Source organism: Mycobacterium sp., from assembly GCF_025965855.1.
In the GTDB taxonomy this organism is placed as follows: Bacteria; Actinomycetota; Actinomycetes; order Mycobacteriales; family Mycobacteriaceae; genus Mycobacterium.
Window position 1 is genome coordinate 1 of record NZ_JAOPWB010000203.1, and the last position, 14,303, is coordinate 14,303.

Below are 14,303 nucleotides of genomic sequence, written 5' to 3' on the forward strand. Positions count from 1 at the left end.
CGGCGGCGCGACGGAGGGCGCGACGGCCTCGGCGATCTGTGGCGGCGGCGCATGCACAACCCGCTTGGCCGGAGCGGACTCGCTGGCCGGGGCCAGCTGAATGCCCAGGACCAGCGAGAGCGACGAGACGAAGGTGATGGCACCGGCGGCCAAAGCGGTCACCGCGCCGGCGTAGGACAACTTCCGGGGCCGCGCCTCGGGCGCGGCGGCGGGATCACTGACGTGCCCCACCAGCCGGTCGTCGGTGAACTCGGTGCTTCGAGCCGCGGCCAGCGCCGCGCCCCGCGCGATTGTCACCTGGGCCATGGTCTGCGCGAAAACCGGCACGGGCAGGGTCTTTTCGAGCTGCCAGGAGAATCCATCGACGTCGTTGCCCGGGCCGACGACAACCACTCCGCCGGGGCGCCAGCCAGTCGGTCGTTCGAACATTCCGCTCAGCCAGGAAGTCAGCCCGTCGAAGCCGCCGCGCACGTGCTTGACGGCCGTTTGCGTCTGGCCGGCATGGATGTCGACCATGACGACGGTCGCCCACTCGTGGTCGAGGATGCAGACGGCGGTCTGCTCGTATCCGATGACGGGTGCGATCGCGAGGGCCAGGGTCTCGACCGCCTCGAGTAACCGGACGGGCACCACGTTGTCGAAGCCGGCGTCGGTCAAAGCCTCCAACAGGAGCGCCGCCTGTGCGGCCGCTTCGTCCTTCCAAGTCAGCCCGATGACACGCAGCCGGCGATCGCCGGCGGCCGCCAGAGCGTCCACCCGCAATACCTCATCTGCCACTTGCTCTGCGGTATTCAGGGCGCGCGCGCCGCGGCCGGCGCGCAGGCCAAGCTCGCGATGGTCCAGGATCGTCCCGTCTGCGCCGTGTCCTTCAGCGAGGACCCACCCGACGGTGGTCGGCGTCAGCGATAGCCCCAGTACCGTGTCCAAATCTGCACCTCAATCGGTCCCGGACCTCCGACGCCCTCAGCCGCACTCACGCACCACAAAATCCGCTGGCGCGGTGGTTCATGAGGGCCGGAACGGACCGGGATTGCGTGGTCTCCATCGGCTTGCTCCGTGAGAGCCTACGCGGTCCGCGCAAGTTCGGCTGCCCCGGTTCCAAATCTCCGTCAAACGCGCGAGGGAAACGCGACGAAGCCGCGAAGCGCTCCCCGGATCCGGCGTCGTGCGCACCGCAAAACGGCAGGTGACACGCCCACGTGGCAGGCGCCCCGAGGCCCTCCGGGATTTCGCCGGGCCATCTTTTACGGCGTCGAAAAATTACTGCGCCGTCGGCCTCGATCATTCACCGGCGGCAATCGAACGCTTGGGCGACCAACTCCGACACTCCCGGCCATGCTCGACGCATGTCGCGCGCGGTTCGATGGAAATCGCCTCCGCCATTTCAATCGGAAGTGCTCGGTCCCATAAGTCGTATGCGGCCCGCTCCCCTGGCTCCGCTCACTCCACAGGCCTGCTGCCTGGGGCTTTCGGGCGGGAAGGTCGCGACCAAGGGGGCGCTCCGCGCGCCACTGCGGCCCGCGCGAGCGTCTTATCCAGATTGCGAAATTCGCACCGAAACCGATATGAAACTGAACGACTTCGCGTCCCGATCGACATTTGGATCAATCACCCGGTAAATTCCTGCCTGAGGTCGCGATCACATACGGACAAGGGGCAGGTATGACAGACGTGAGCGAGAAGATCCGGGCCTGGGGGCGCCGGCTTTTGGTCGGTACGGCGGCGGCCGTCACCCTGCCGGGCCTGATCGGAATTGCCGGGGGTGCGGCGACCGCGGGCGCATTCTCGCGCCCGGGTTTGCCGGTCGAGTACCTGCAAGTGCCGTCCGGGGCGATGGGCCGCAACATCAAGGTCCAATTCCAGAGCGGCGGAGACGGCTCGCCCGCGGTGTACCTGCTCGACGGCCTGCGAGCGCAAGACGACTACAACGGCTGGGACATCAACACGCCCGCGTTCGAGTGGTACTACAAGTCGGGCCTGTCGATCATCATGCCGGTCGGCGGGCAGTCCAGCTTCTACAGCGACTGGTACAGCCCGGCCTGCGGCAAGGCGGGTTGCTCGACCTACAAGTGGGAAACGTTCCTCACCAGCGAACTGCCGGGCTGGCTGGCCTCCAACAAGAGCGTCAAGCGCACTGGGAGCGCCGCGGTCGGCATCTCGATGGCCGGCTCCTCGGCAATGATCCTGGCCGCCTACCACCCGGACCAGTTCATCTACGCCGGCTCGCTGTCGGCCCTCATGGACCCCTCGTCGGGGATGGGGCCCAGCCTGATCGGCCTCGCGATGGGTGACGCCGGCGGCTACAAGGCCGCTGACATGTGGGGTCCGACCAGTGACCCCGCCTGGCAGCGCAACGACCCGACGGTCCAGATCCCCAAGCTGGTCGGCAACAACACCCGCCTGTGGATCTACTGCGGGAACGGCACGCCGACGGAGCTGGGCGGTGCCAACATGCCGGCCGAGTTCCTCGAGAACTTCGTGCGCAGCAGCAACCTGAAGTTCCAGGACGCCTACAACGCGGCCGGCGGCCACAACGCTGTGTTCAACTTCAACGCCAACGGAACTCACAGCTGGGAGTACTGGGGAGCCCAGCTCAACGCCATGAAGCCCGACCTGCAGGGCAGCCTGGGCGCTACCGCCGGCGGCGGTGGATAACCACCTGACCTGCCGGAGGTCCGCTACTGCGCTTGGCGACGCCGTCAGGCGCAGTAGCGCGTTAAGGACCCTTTAATCGGTCGGTGACGTCGATCCAGGCCGTCGAGTCGGTCCGGTGGTCGTTCATGTTCCGGCACTGGCCGTAGAGGCGTAGGACGCCCAGGCTCGGGGCGTCGGTCTCCCGGTACACGATCGCGGTGACTGCGTCCTTGGTGAGGGACCTGGCGAATACGTGATCGTTGGGCGGCAGGCCCTCCGTCCAGCCATGGGTGGCGAGCGTCGCCGCGACAGCCGGGAAGTAGGCCTCGGGCCGGGCGCCGACGGGCAGCGCGAAGGTCAGATAGATCGCGCCTTGATACGGCGGGTCGTCACGGTCTTTGCACGACATCCACGTGTAGCCCGCCGACGCCGTCCGCAGTCCGGTCAGAGTGACGATTTGTCGGGCCGACTCGACCGCCTGAGCCTCGGACTGATCGTCGGTGACGGGGTTGGCGGGATGGTCGAGGACGTCGGAGGGTGTCGTGTGCAGTCTGTCCATCAACACGATGGCTCCGCTCAGCAGCAGCGAGGCCGTCAGCGCGGCGGCGATCAGCGCGCGAACCTGCGTTGAGCGCAACCATTCTGCGCGTTTGCCGCCGCCCTTGCCGGGACGGCGAGTCTCGGCAGTTACAGACATCAGTGGCCAGGCTAACTCGGGAGAAAGCCAGAGTCAGGCCAGAATCATGGTCATGACCGGAACTTGCGGGCGCGCCCGGCGCGTCGTGGCGCGGGCTGCGCTGTCCGGCATGGTCGGCGTCTTGGTGTTCGCGGCACCGCTTGCGCGGGCACGAGCCGACTCCACCAGCCCGCTGACAGCGTTGGTTGGCGCGGCCGCCCAGCGGCTCCAGGTCGCCGAGCCGGTGGCCGCATTCAAGTGGAATACGCACGGCGCCATCGAGGACCCGGGCCGCGTCGAGCAGGAGCTCGCCAAACTGGGCGCCGAGGCGACCGCCGCGCACGTCGACCCCAATTACGTCACCCGCGTCTTCGGCGATCAGATCAACGCCACCGAGGCAATCGAATACAGCCGGTTCGCGGGTTGGAAGCTGAACCCCGCGGACGCGCCGGCCACGGCGCCGGACCTGTCGGCGTCACGGTCGACGATCGACGGCCTCAACCAGACGATGCTGACTCAGATCGCGGCCGACTGGGACCAGTTGCATTCGCCCGCCTGCGCACCGGACCTGGACGCCGCCAGGAGCGACGTCGTACGCGCCCGTCAACTCGACGGCCTTTACCAGCAAGCCCTTTCGCTGGCGACCCAGTCCTATTGCCAGGGCTAATTTAGTTATTTCTCACCAATTTCTAAAGCTCTGATTTTCGCTGCTCAAGGAGCTAATTTCCCTGCTAGACGGCTTATCTCGCGACATTTTCGAATCGGTAACACTTCGGACACGCCCCGCGAAATGCCTGACATGAGAAAACTCTGCAAGCCTCTCGTCACGTCCGCGCTGGTCGGCGGATTCCTGGCAGCATCGCTGAGTTCCTCCGGCGTGGCAGACGCCGCCCCCGTCGCCCCCAACTGGGATGCCGTCGCGCAATGCGAGTCCGGCGGCAACTGGCAGGCCAACACCGGAAACGGCGAATACGGTGGGCTGCAATTCAAGCCGGGCACCTGGGCCCAGTACGGCGGCGTCGGCAACCCCGCGGCCGCGTCCAGGGATCAACAGATCGCCGTGGCCAACCGGGTCTTTGCACAAGATGGACTCGACGCATGGCCGAAGTGCGGCTCGACTTCCGGCCTCCCGAGCGCAATGTATACGCACCCCGCGCAGGGCATCAAGGAGATCATCAACGGCCTTATTCAGGCGGCGGTGCCGCACTGATAAGTTCGGGCCCGCGCTCTATGACCCAGCGCCAAGCTGTGTTTGGATCAGGCCATGGATGGTTCGGCGACGGTTCACATGGCGGCGCCCGCGGCCAAGATCTGGGATCTCATTTCGGACGTTCGCAACACCGGCCGGTTCTCCCCGGAAGTCTTCGAGGCGGAGTGGCTGGGCGACGCGACCGGCCCCGCACTCGGCGCCAAGTTTCGCGGCCACGTTCGGCGAAACGAGATGGGACCGGTGTACTGGACGACCTGCAAGGTCACCGCGTGCGAGCCGGGTCGCGAGTTCGGGTTCGCGGTGATGCTCGGCGACAGGCCGGTGAATAACTGGCACTACCGGTTGGCACCGAGCGGCGGCGGCACCGACGTGACCGAGTCGTTTCGGCTCAATCCCGCACCGTGGCTTGGCGTCTATTGGTTGCTCGGCGGATTCCTGCGCAGGCGACGCAACATCCGCGATATGACCAAGACCCTCAACCGGATCAAAGACGTGGCCGAGGCGGGCTGACGCGTCGTGAAATCGGTCTTCATCACCGGCGCGGGCAGTGGCATGGGCCGCGAGGGAGCGAAGCTCTTCCATGCCAAGAGTTGGCGCGTCGGTGCGGTGGACCGCAACGAGGACGGGCTGGCAACGCTGCGAGGAGAACTCGGAGACGATCGGCTGTGGACGCGCGCCGTAGATGTGACGGACAAAGCCGCGCTCGAGGGCGCGCTGGCCGACTTCTGCGCCGGCAATACCGGCGGCGGGCTCGACATGATGTGGAACAACGCCGGCATCGGCGAATCGGGATGGTTCGAGGACGTGCCGTACGAAGCCGCGATGCGCGTCGTCGAGGTGAACTTCAAGGCGGTGCTGACCGGCGCCTACGCCGCGCTGCCCTACCTGAAGAAGATTCCCGGCAGCCTGATGTTCTCGACGTCGTCGTCCTCGGGCACCTACGGGATGCCGCGCATCGCGGTCTACTCGTCGACCAAGCACGCGGTCAAGGGATTGACCGAGGCGCTGAGCGTGGAATGGCACCGGCACGGCGTGCGAGTCGCCGACGTCCTACCGGGGCTGATCGACACCGCCATCCTCACCACGATCACCAACCACTCCGACGATGGCGATCCGGCGATGTCCGGTGAGGCGCTTCGCGCAAGTGCGCCGAAGAAAGGCATGATGCGCCTGATGCCCGCGACGAGCGTGGCTGAGGCGGCCTGGCAGGCCTACCACAACCCGAAGCGGTTGCATTGGTACGTGCCCAAGAGCATTCGCGTGATCGACCTGCTCAAGGGCCTGAGCCCCGAGTTCGTGCGGGGCCGCATCGTCAAGGCCCTGCCGGCGCTGATGCCGAAGCAGCAGTGAAGGAGGTGACGTGGTGCAAAAGCGGCTGCTCGCAGTTGTTTTCATCCTGATCGCGGGGGCCGGCGTCGCGGGGTGCGGGCAGGCGCAGACGACGCCCGGGAAAGCCGCCCGGGTGACCATCGACGGCGCCACTCGCACGACAAGTCCCGCCGCGTGCAGCCAAATCCAGTCGTACCGGACGCTCGACATCGGTGACCACGATGCCCACATCGAGGCGGTGGTGATCCTCAACGGCTACCGGGCCATCCCGCAGTGGGTGAAGATCCGCAACTTCGACGGGTTCACCGGCAGCTTCTGGCAAGGCGGGGTCGGGGACGCGCACGTCGACCTCACCAACGCCGCCTACACCATCACCGGCAGCGCATACGGCATCAACAGCAGCAATCCCAACAAAACGGTGACCACGGACTTCAAGATCATCGCCGAGTGCTGAGCGCTGCAACGGCTTCGGCCTACGCTGGGCGAAGACCGCACGCGAGGTGATGGAGGACCCCGTGAAGGAGAGATTGCACTGGCTTGCAATGCACGGCTTTGTCCGGGGCATCGCGGCGATCGGCGTCCGGCGGGGTGACCTCCAGGCCAGGTTGATCGCCGATCCGGCGGTGGCCCAGGATCCGGTGCCGTTCTACCAGCAACTGCGCGCCGAGGGGCGGTTGGTGAAAGGCCGCGCCAACTACCTGACGGCCGACCACGCCCTGGCCCACGAGTTGCTGCGGTCCGACGACTTCCGCGTGGTGAACATGGGCTCGAACCTGCCGGCGCCGTTGCGCTGGCTGGAGCGCCTCACCAGCGACGATCTCTTGCATCCGCTGCGCGCGCCGTCGTTGCTGGCCGTCGAGCCGCCGGACCACACCCGCTACCGCAAGACGGTGTCGGCCGTATTCACCCCGAGGGCGGTCGCCTCATTGCGTGAGGGCGTCGAGCAAACCGCAACCCATCTTTTGGATCAGCTGGCCGGCCAGTCCGGCGACTCGGAAGTCATAGATATCGTCGGCGTGTACTGCTCGCAGCTTCCGGTCGCGATCATCAGCGACATCTTGGGGGTCCCCGAGCGAGACCGGCCCCGGGTCCTGGAGTTCGGGGAGCTCGCGGCCCCGAGCCTGGACATCGGCTTGCCCTGGCGGCAGTACCGCAGCGTGCAGGAAGGGATCGCGGGATTCAACTTCTGGCTCGCCGACCACCTGCGCGAATTGCGACGTGCCCCGAGTGACAGTCTGATGAGCCAGCTGATCCAAGCGGCTGAAAGTGGCTCCGCCGGAACGCATCTCGACCAGGCCGAACTGCAGGCGATCGCCGGCCTGGTGTTGGCCGCGGGATTCGAGACCACGGTGAACCTGCTGGGCAACGGGATTCGCATGTTGCTGGACACGCCCGAGCATCTGGACACGTTGCGTCGACGTCCGGAGTTGTGGCCCAACGCCGTTGAAGAGATCCTGCGGCTCGACTCGCCGGTGCAGCTCACCGCGCGGGTGGCGCTCAGGGACGTCGACGTGGCCGGCACGCGGATCAAACAGGACGAGTTGGTGGTGATATATCTGGCCGCCGCCAACCGGGATCCGTCGGTGTTCCCTGATCCGGACCGCTTCGATATCGAAAGACCAAACGCGGGAAGGCATCTCGCGTTCTCCGGCGGGCGTCACTTCTGCCTTGGGGCCGCCCTCGCACGTGCCGAGGGGGAAGTCGGGCTGCGGACGTTCTTCGACCGTTTTCCGCGAGTGCGGGCGGCCGGTACCGGAAGCCGGCGGGACACGCGGGTGCTGCGCGGATGGTCGACGCTGCCGGTGGTTCTGGGGCCGGCACGGTCGATGGCTCCGATCGACGCCTAGTTTTTCTGGGGGCCCGCGTCACGCGTTAGCGGCGATGCCGTCGTCGCCGGCTCGGCCAGTTTCTGCTGCCGGAACAGGCCGCGATGAGCGTGGTGGGGGCCGCGGTCACGGCGACGAGCGCCAGTCGTCGGATGGCCTCGCGCCGGGTCAGCAGGCCGTCGACCGGGTCGGCCCCAATCTCCTCGGAGGTATCGCGCTGCGATGTCACGTCGCCAAGTATGCGGCAAAGCCGCAGTCAGCAACTCGGTTTTTTGACCGCTTTGACAGAGGTTTGTCCGTGCGGCGAGGGGCTGCTCACTAGCCGGCCAGATAGCGGCCGAACCAATCCAGCAGCCGCTGCCAAGCGTCAGCCGCCGCAGTGGCGTTGTAGCGCGGACCGGTGTCGTTGAAGAAGGCGTGGTCGGCGTTGGGTTCGACGACGATCGCGTTGACCAACCCGGTGCGATCGAGGGCCGCTTTCGCGGCGGCCTGCGAGCCGGTAACCCGGGAGTCCAGGGCCGCGTAGATCGCCAGCACCGCGGCTTTGCATCCGGCGAAGTCCGGATTGGCCGGCAAGGGACCGTAGAACGGGACCGCGGCCGACACTCCCAGCGCACCCGAGGCCAGCAGTTGCCACACCAGTCCCCCGCCGAAGCAGAAGCCGACCACGCCGACCTTCTGCCCCGGCGCGCGCAGCTTCAGTTCCGCGACACCGGAATTCAGGTCATGGGTGAATCGTTCCGCCGGGGCCTTGCCCAACGCTGCGGTGGCCTGCGCCGGATCCTGGAATGCAGCGGTCCCCCCTTCCTCGGACAGCAGGTCGATGGCCAGCGCCGAATGGCCGGCGCCGGCGAGCCGCCCGGCCACCGACCGCACCCAGTCGGTCAAGCCCTTGTTCTCGTGGATGACCAGGACGCAACCTTTGGAATCGGGTGCTTGGGCCCACGCCCCTTGCAGCTGGCCCTGTGGCCCGGCCCACGTGATGCGAGCCGTCGGCCGCGTGTTGGCCGCACCGGGCGGTTGCGCTGAGCCGGTTGAACTTTCGGGAACGGGCGCGGGAGTGGGGGCTTCGGCCGGGTTTTCCACGGAGCAGGCCGAGATCAGCTCGCTGGCGGCCGCGGCACCGATACCGAGTAGGGCGAGCCGCCGCACGGCTTCGCGGCGGGTCAGCAGGCCGTCGACGTGGTCAGTCGCAATCTCCTCGGCTATATAGCGCTGCAGCGCGGTCACCCTGGTGAGTATCCGCCGCCAAGCTGCAGTTGACACCCGTTCAGCAACCGAGTTTATTTGGCCGCTATGACAGACATTTCTGCGGCCGCGGTCGAGGACGTCGTAATCGGGATGTGGCAGTCACTCTCGCGGCGGGATTGGGATGCGGTGAAGACGTTCCTTGCCGAGGACTGTCTCTACGTCGACATGCCTGTCCCCGCACTGTCGGCGCGCGGCCCCGAAGACATCGTCAAACGGCTCAAGATGGGGCTCGAGCCGCTGGCGGGCTACGAGAACCACGACGGTGTGCTGGTGGCTAATGGCTCCGACGTCATCTACGAGCACTCGGAGACGTGGACATTCGCGTCGGGCGAGCAGGGTGTGCTGAGATTCGTCACCGTCCACAGGGTCGAGCACGGCAAGATCACCGTGTGGAAAGACTATTGGGACATGAACAGCCTCATCAGCTTCGCGCCGCCGAATCACTTTGAGGGATTAGCGACAGCGGATACCAGCTGGGTTTTTGACGCGTCGGCGCTGGTCTGACGGCGCCTGCGAAACATCAATGTTCGAATGATGTTCGCGGGGCGCATCACCGGACGGTCCGCGGATAAAAATGGCTACCGCGCCCAAATGACTCGTCATGTGGTGGTGCTAGTCGCTGCTGTGCGCGCCGAGCCGAACGCGGCGCCAGCGGCCGTCGTGTTGGCGATGGCCGCAATTCTGGACTAACCGCAACGCCGCCGTTCTATCGCGAGCGGGCATTGGGCATGGTGCCTGCCCGTCAAAGGTGCTCCATCAGGCGGGACATCAGCTCGTCCTCGAGGTAACTGGCCTCATGCAGCGGCCGGGCGGCCGCTTGATGGTGCTCGACTTCAGCACGCCGACCTCGAAGATGCTGAAGGGCGTTCACGACCTGGTCTACTTCGTCCTGATGCCGGCGGTGGGTTGGGCCTTTGCCTGGCATCGCGCCGCCCATCACTACACCTCCGAATCCATCCGCACCTGGATGTCGCGGGACGGGCTGAGCAACACGATGCTGGAAGCGGGCTTCGTCGATGCCCGATACATCCGCTGAGCAGCGGGTTCGCAACGGTCCATTTCGGTTTGCGCGCGGCCGGCTGATTGCAATCGTCGCGAAGTTCGACGTGAAGTTCGTTCGGGACTGACGGTTCCGACGCCACGGACTTGTCTAGGCGCCGCTGACCACCGGCGGTGGAGGCTGCCAGCCGCCGAATACCTTTTCCAAGTGGCCCGCGACCGCCAAGGCCGTCGCGTCCTGCCACGGCCGCGCGACGACTTGGACGCCGATGGGCAACCCGCTCTTCGAGGTCCCGCAGCGGACGACGGCGGCGGGAAACCCGGTCAGGTTGTGCACCATCAGATGCGAGAAATCGCTGACCTCCGCCAGCCCGTGATGGTGCGGCTTGGCCGGTGTCGGCATCGCAGGGCACACGATGACGTCGTAATCGCCCATGAAGAACAGCATTTCGATCCGGTAGCGGTCGACATCGACCAGGCGGTCGCGCGCCTCAGTTAAAGAGAATTCGACTTCCCTTGCCTGGCCTAGGAATTCGGCCAGTTCTTCGGAGGAATCTGTGGCGCCCATCGCTCGCAGGTCGGCTTCGAACCCCTGTCCACGGTCTCCGCCGAGGAAGACCGATGTCCACAGCAGCCCCATGGTGCGACCGAGGCAGGCCGGCGTCGCGTGCCGCACTGCGGCGGCCACTTCCCCCATCGCCTCGGCGGCGGCGGTGACCACACCGGCGACCTCGTCGGTGGGCGGCGAGATGCCGTCGTCGAGGTAGGTGGCGACGCGCAGTGCGCGCAGGTCGACCTCGTCGGGCTTGCCCAGTGTCGCCGGCACCGCATACGGATCCAGCAGATCCGGTCCGCTCATGATCGCCAGGCCGAGGAACAGATCCGGCACCGACCGCGCTAGGGGGCCGTAGTTGCAGAACGGGCCGAAGATGCCCGGGGCATCGCCGAAGACGTTGCCGGTTCGCGGAATCCGGCCGTGCGAGGGCTTCAGCCCGGCGATGCCGGTGTTGTGGCACGGTTGCCGGATGCTGCCGCCCTCGTCTGTGCCGACACTAAATGCCGCGCCGCCCGCGGCGACGAGCGCGGCCGAGCCGCCGCTGCTTCCCCCAGGCGTCCTGGCCCGGTCGTACGGATTGTTGGTGCGGCCGTAAAGATTGTTGTTGGTTTCGCCACCGCGGCCCAATTCGGGGACGTTGGTCAGACCGAGCACGATTGCACCGGCGGCTTTCAGCCGCGCCACCGCCGTCGCGTCGACGTCGGCCACCGCGCGCAGCGCACTACTGCCCCCGGAGCAGGCCAACCCGGCAACCTTCATCACGTCCTTGATGACCACCGGCAGTCCGTGGGCCGCGCCCAACGGATCGCCATGAGCGGCACGCTCGTCGGCGAGGTCGGCCAGCCGCAGGCACTCCTCCGGGTCGGCGGCCTCCACCAGCGCGTTGAGCGCGGGGTTGATCGCCTCTATTCGCTCCAGGTGCGCCCGCACAACCTCCCTGCACGACACGGCGCCGGACGACATCAGCCGGACCAGTTCATGAGCCGGCAGGTGACACAGGTAGCTCATGCCCATAGAGTGTTGCCGTTGTCGCGCTTGACGGCGGCGAAATGGCCGACGATGCGGAGGGCAGCGATGCCGCGGGCGGGCTACGAGCGGATGCGGGCGGCGCATCTGAACGCGGTGCAGGCCGATCTCGAAGACCACGTCACGCGGCTGGATTGGTCCCGTCACAGGATTGAGCGCTACCAGAATTGGCGGCTGCGATCCCTGCTCGCCTTCGCGCGGGAACGCTCCCCGTTTCACGCCCGGCGGCTACGCGGGCTCGACCCGTCCCGCGCGTCGGTGGGCGATCTGGCGTCGCTTCCGATCATGACCAAGCGAGACGCTCAGGCAAACTGGGACGCCATCGTCACGGTGCCCGACCTCGACCGCGACCGCGCCGAACGCATTCTTGCTGAGCAGCAATGGTTTTCGTATACCGCCGGAAACCAGCAGATCTTCAGCTCGGGCGGCTCCAGCGGGGTTCGCGGCGTCTACGTGTGGGATTGGCAGTTCTTCGTCTCGGCGGCCTGCCTGGCATGGCGCACACAGGCGCGGGAGGAGCTTCGCGGCGCGAAGGTTTCGCGCCCCGCCCGGCTTGCGGTGCTGGAGGCCGGCGTTCCGCCGCATGCCAGCACGCCGCTGTTCGATGTGCCGACCGCCCCGGGCATGGAGACGGTCGTGATCGCCGCCGGTGGGCCTTTCGACGAGGTGCTTGCCGCGGTGACAGCCGCGCGACCCACGCACCTGGTGGGTTACCCGTCGGTGATCGGGCGGCTTGCCCGCGCCGGCATGGCCGGCGAACTTCGCATCGAGCCGGTGCGCGTGAGCACCAACTCCGAGCCACTGCTCGACGAGGACCGGCAGGCAATCCGCGAGGCGTGGGACGCACCGATCCATAACCTATGGGGCTCCACCGAAATCGGGGTGCAGGCGGTGGGCTGCGGACGCGGCCGGGGACTGCACATCTGCGAGGACGAGGTGGTCCTCGAGCGTGTCGACGACGACGGCAAGCCGGTTGGGCCCGACGAGCCGGCCGCCCGAACGCTCGCCACCGGGCTGGCCAACCGGACGTTCCCCTTCATCCGCTACGACCTGGGCGATCAGGTCACGTCGCTACCGGGTGAGTGCGCCTGCGGCAGTGCGTTCGCGCGGGTCGCGGACATCGGCGGGCGACGCGACGACGACTTCCGGTACGGCGCAACGTCGGTGCCGGCGATCGCGTTTCGTCATGTGCTGGGCACCGATCCCCGCATATCGGAATATCAGGTCACCCAGACCGCCGCGGGGGCCGACATCGTGGTCGTCGGGAATCCGGACCCCGAGGTCCTGATTGCCTCGCTGGTCGCCGCGCTGCGGCGGTACGGGTTGCCCGAGCCGACGATCCGGATCCGGTTCGCCGACGGGCTGCAGCGCCACCAGGCCAGCGGCAAGCTGCGGCGGTTCGTTCCCCTTTAGCATCGCGCCCATCTGAGCCGCGGCGAGCGTGCGTGTTTGCACGGCGACATGCCGGTACAGCTGACATTCTGCGCACGCTCGCAGCCAAGACCGGGCGGCTACGACTCGGCCAGCCCCTTGAGGCACTTCAGGGTTGCGGACAGGTTGCGGCCCACCTGACGCACGGCGATGCGGTCGGCGATGTAGCCGAGTATCCCGCCGGGCGCCTGGTACGACAGCCGGAACGTCACCTTCGTCTTGCCCTCCCCGCAGTCGCGCAGCCGTATCCGCCCGCGCAGGGCGACGCCGGTGATGCCAACCCAAGCGATGTCGCGGTCGTCGTCGAATTCGACCACCTCGATCAGTCCGCCGACCGGGACAGAGCCGATCTTCCAGTGGACCGTGTAGCGCGCACCGACGCCGCGGGGCACGTCGTTCGACGACTCCCACCGCTCGAGGCCCGTCATGAACGACGGGTAGCAATCCGGGTCGCCGACGATCTTCCAGACCGCGTCGCGGTCGGCGTTGATGACGCAGCGGCGTTCGACGCGCATCAGCCGATCACCGGGAATCGACGTTCGGCGGCCAGGCGGTCGACGCCGCCCTGCAGGCTGGTCATCACCTTGTCGTGCACGGCCTGGTCGTCACCGTCGGCGTTGATCGGCTCCTGTACCTCGATGACGATCTTGGTCGGCAGGGGGATGTGGCCCGCCAGGTCCCCGATGTTGAGGCCCCAGGGGAACGTCAGCGATATCGGGATGCTCTTGAGCCGCAGCAGCTTGTCGGCCATCAGCAGCTTGGCCAGCCACTGCCCGCGGTTGAGGAACAGCGCGCTCTCCTGGCCGCCGACGCTGGCGACCGGGACGATCGGCACGCCGGCCTCCCGGGCCAGCCGCACGTAACCCTTGCGCCCGCCGAAGTCGACCTTGTGGCGTTCCCACGACGGGCGGAATACCTCGTAGTCCCCGCCGGGATACACCAGCAGCGCCGCCCCGGAATCCAATGCAAGGCGGGCGTTTTCGCGGTTGGCGGCGACCGTACCGAATTTGCGCAGCCAGCCCAGCGGCGGCGCGGAGACGACGAGGTTGTGGGCCAACTGGTAGAAGGGCCGCTCGACGCCGAAGTAGGAGCAAAAGGCGAGCGTGAATACGAACGTGTCCGGGGGCACGTTTCCGCCGCTGTGGTTGCCGACCAGCAGCACGGCCCCGTCGCTGGGAATCCGGTCCATGCCCCGCACATCCGCCCGGAAGTACAGCGACGCCAGCAGCCAGGTGCCCGGAAGCTGGTCGCGGATGTAGTCGGGGTCGCGCTGGTCGAGGTCGGCTGTGGGGACCCGCGACACCACCTGCTTGCGGGCCCACTCCAAGACGTCCGCCACGGTCGCCATAACCGCCGGTATACCCC

Annotated in this window: 17 protein-coding genes; 10 read left to right on the forward strand and 7 right to left on the reverse strand. The window is 67.1% G+C overall.

The window, feature by feature from the left end; all coding sequences use genetic code 11:
* Window positions 1–927: hypothetical protein (locus tag JWP83_RS17340; RefSeq protein ID WP_297732272.1), on the reverse strand; the 927-nt coding region annotated here is incomplete at its 3' end.
* Between the two features lie 735 nt (window positions 928–1,662).
* Here JWP83_RS17340 and ag85B point away from each other — a divergent pair.
* Window positions 1,663–2,655, forward strand: coding sequence for a diacylglycerol acyltransferase/mycolyltransferase Ag85B (gene ag85B, locus JWP83_RS17345; RefSeq protein WP_297732274.1), 993 nt, complete (start codon window positions 1,663–1,665; stop codon window positions 2,653–2,655).
* Window positions 2,656–2,716: 61 nt separating this feature from the next.
* Here ag85B and JWP83_RS17350 read toward each other — a convergent pair whose 3' ends face one another.
* Window positions 2,717–3,331 carry a hypothetical protein gene (locus tag JWP83_RS17350; RefSeq protein ID WP_297732276.1) on the reverse strand — a complete coding sequence of 205 codons (615 nt, stop codon included), beginning with the start codon at window positions 3,329–3,331 and terminating at the stop codon, window positions 2,717–2,719.
* Between the two features lie 52 nt (window positions 3,332–3,383).
* Here JWP83_RS17350 and JWP83_RS17355 point away from each other — a divergent pair, with 52 nt between their 5' ends.
* The 6 genes from JWP83_RS17355 (at window position 3,384) to JWP83_RS17380 (ending at window position 7,696) form a co-directional block, all read left to right on the forward strand.
* Entirely contained in the window at window positions 3,384–3,977 is a 594-nt protein-coding gene (locus tag JWP83_RS17355; protein ID WP_297732278.1) for a chorismate mutase, read from the forward strand.
* A gap of 123 nt (window positions 3,978–4,100) precedes the next feature.
* Window positions 4,101–4,520 carry a resuscitation-promoting factor RpfC gene (rpfC, locus tag JWP83_RS17360; RefSeq protein WP_297732280.1) on the forward strand — a complete coding sequence of 140 codons (420 nt, stop codon included), beginning with the start codon at window positions 4,101–4,103 and terminating at the stop codon, window positions 4,518–4,520.
* A gap of 36 nt (window positions 4,521–4,556) precedes the next feature.
* On the forward strand, window positions 4,557–5,030 hold the full coding sequence (locus JWP83_RS17365) for an SRPBCC family protein (protein ID WP_297732390.1): 474 nt from the start codon (window positions 4,557–4,559) through the stop codon (window positions 5,028–5,030).
* Window positions 5,031–5,036: 6 nt separating this feature from the next.
* Window positions 5,037–5,870, forward strand: coding sequence for an SDR family oxidoreductase (locus JWP83_RS17370; protein ID WP_297732282.1), 834 nt, complete (start codon window positions 5,037–5,039; stop codon window positions 5,868–5,870).
* Window positions 5,871–5,883: 13 nt separating this feature from the next.
* Complete coding sequence (locus JWP83_RS17375; protein WP_297732392.1) at window positions 5,884–6,303, forward strand: lipoprotein LpqH; 420 nt, start codon at window positions 5,884–5,886, stop codon at window positions 6,301–6,303.
* 61 nt (window positions 6,304–6,364) lie between these two features.
* Window positions 6,365–7,696, forward strand: a complete 1,332-nt coding sequence (locus tag JWP83_RS17380) for a cytochrome P450 (protein WP_297732284.1) — start codon at window positions 6,365–6,367, stop codon at window positions 7,694–7,696.
* A gap of 25 nt (window positions 7,697–7,721) precedes the next feature.
* On the opposite strand, the gene JWP83_RS17385 is transcribed toward JWP83_RS17380, so the two are convergent.
* Both JWP83_RS17385 and JWP83_RS17390 read right to left on the reverse strand, forming a co-directional pair.
* Window positions 7,722–7,904: a hypothetical protein gene (locus tag JWP83_RS17385; protein WP_297732286.1), complete on the reverse strand. Its 183-nt coding sequence runs from the start codon at window positions 7,902–7,904 to the stop codon at window positions 7,722–7,724.
* 89 nt (window positions 7,905–7,993) lie between these two features.
* A complete protein-coding gene (locus JWP83_RS17390; RefSeq protein WP_297732288.1) occupies window positions 7,994–8,905 on the reverse strand; it encodes a dienelactone hydrolase family protein in 912 nt (303 codons plus the stop codon).
* A gap of 66 nt (window positions 8,906–8,971) precedes the next feature.
* Between JWP83_RS17390 and JWP83_RS17395 the strand changes: the two genes are divergently transcribed.
* Both JWP83_RS17395 and JWP83_RS17400 read left to right on the forward strand, forming a co-directional pair.
* Window positions 8,972–9,430: a nuclear transport factor 2 family protein gene (locus JWP83_RS17395; RefSeq protein WP_297732290.1), complete on the forward strand. Its 459-nt coding sequence runs from the start codon at window positions 8,972–8,974 to the stop codon at window positions 9,428–9,430.
* A 292-nt stretch (window positions 9,431–9,722) separates the two neighbouring features.
* Window positions 9,723–9,962 carry a class I SAM-dependent methyltransferase gene (locus JWP83_RS17400; RefSeq protein WP_297732292.1) on the forward strand — a complete coding sequence of 80 codons (240 nt, stop codon included), beginning with the start codon at window positions 9,723–9,725 and terminating at the stop codon, window positions 9,960–9,962.
* A gap of 114 nt (window positions 9,963–10,076) precedes the next feature.
* On the opposite strand, the gene JWP83_RS17405 is transcribed toward JWP83_RS17400, so the two are convergent.
* Window positions 10,077–11,489, reverse strand: coding sequence for an amidase (locus JWP83_RS17405; RefSeq protein ID WP_297732294.1), 1,413 nt, complete (start codon window positions 11,487–11,489; stop codon window positions 10,077–10,079).
* A gap of 51 nt (window positions 11,490–11,540) precedes the next feature.
* On the opposite strand from JWP83_RS17405, the gene JWP83_RS17410 reads away from it, so the two are divergent.
* The gene (locus JWP83_RS17410) at window positions 11,541–12,920 is read left to right on the forward strand and encodes a phenylacetate--CoA ligase family protein (RefSeq protein ID WP_297732394.1); all 1,380 of its coding nucleotides are present in this window, start codon (window positions 11,541–11,543) and stop codon (window positions 12,918–12,920) included.
* A gap of 98 nt (window positions 12,921–13,018) precedes the next feature.
* Here the strand turns inward: JWP83_RS17410 and JWP83_RS17415 are convergent, their stop codons facing one another.
* Entirely contained in the window at window positions 13,019–13,453 is a 435-nt protein-coding gene (locus JWP83_RS17415) for an SRPBCC family protein (protein ID WP_297732296.1), read from the reverse strand.
* A complete protein-coding gene (locus tag JWP83_RS17420) occupies window positions 13,453–14,286 on the reverse strand; it encodes a lysophospholipid acyltransferase family protein (RefSeq protein WP_297732298.1) in 834 nt (277 codons plus the stop codon). Before JWP83_RS17420 ends, JWP83_RS17415 begins: the two co-directional genes overlap by 1 nt.
* Window positions 14,287–14,303 lie beyond the last annotated feature (17 nt).

Excerpts from the sequence above, each read along its gene's own strand:
- JWP83_RS17350 (WP_297732276.1), bottom strand. The coding sequence starts at position 3,331 with ATGTCTGTAACTGCCGAGACTCGCCGTCCCGGCAAGGGCGGCGGCAAA.
- rpfC (WP_297732280.1), top strand. The coding sequence starts at position 4,101 with ATGCCTGACATGAGAAAACTCTGCAAGCCTCTCGTCACGTCCGCGCTG.
- JWP83_RS17395 (WP_297732290.1), top strand. The coding sequence starts at position 8,972 with ATGACAGACATTTCTGCGGCCGCGGTCGAGGACGTCGTAATCGGGATG.
- JWP83_RS17355 (WP_297732278.1), top strand. The coding sequence starts at position 3,384 with ATGACCGGAACTTGCGGGCGCGCCCGGCGCGTCGTGGCGCGGGCTGCG.
- JWP83_RS17415 (WP_297732296.1), bottom strand. The coding sequence starts at position 13,453 with ATGCGCGTCGAACGCCGCTGCGTCATCAACGCCGACCGCGACGCGGTC.
- JWP83_RS17400 (WP_297732292.1), top strand. The coding sequence starts at position 9,723 with ATGCAGCGGCCGGGCGGCCGCTTGATGGTGCTCGACTTCAGCACGCCG.
- ag85B (WP_297732274.1), top strand. The coding sequence starts at position 1,663 with ATGACAGACGTGAGCGAGAAGATCCGGGCCTGGGGGCGCCGGCTTTTG.
- JWP83_RS17420 (WP_297732298.1), bottom strand. The coding sequence starts at position 14,286 with ATGGCGACCGTGGCGGACGTCTTGGAGTGGGCCCGCAAGCAGGTGGTG.
- JWP83_RS17410 (WP_297732394.1), top strand. The coding sequence starts at position 11,541 with ATGCGGAGGGCAGCGATGCCGCGGGCGGGCTACGAGCGGATGCGGGCG.
- JWP83_RS17405 (WP_297732294.1), bottom strand. The coding sequence starts at position 11,489 with ATGAGCTACCTGTGTCACCTGCCGGCTCATGAACTGGTCCGGCTGATG.